Consider the following 230-nt stretch of genomic DNA (forward strand, 5'->3'; position numbering starts at 1 on the left):
GGGGATCTCGAATGGATTGCATCTTTATGCAGCCATGAAAAAGTCGTGGCCATCGGCGAAATCGGGCTCGATTATTATTGGGATACCTCCCCGAAAGACGTGCAGCACCGGGTTTTGCGCCAGCAAATCGGGTTGGCCCGGGAGCTCGGCATGCCGATCGTGATCCATAACCGGGATGCGCACGAGGATATCGTGAAAATCCTGCGGGAGGAAAAGGCCAGCGAGGTCGG

The 230-nt window shown here is 56.5% G+C and carries 1 protein-coding gene; it reads left to right on the plus strand.

The genetic code is table 11. The features are described 5' to 3' along the window. Window positions 1-230 (plus strand): TatD family hydrolase (locus L9G74_RS22200; RefSeq protein WP_238899133.1); only part of this gene is annotated, 230 nt, incomplete at both ends.

Source organism: Shewanella electrica (genome assembly GCF_022321485.1).
Classification (GTDB): domain Bacteria; phylum Pseudomonadota; class Gammaproteobacteria; order Enterobacterales; family Shewanellaceae; genus Shewanella; species Shewanella electrica.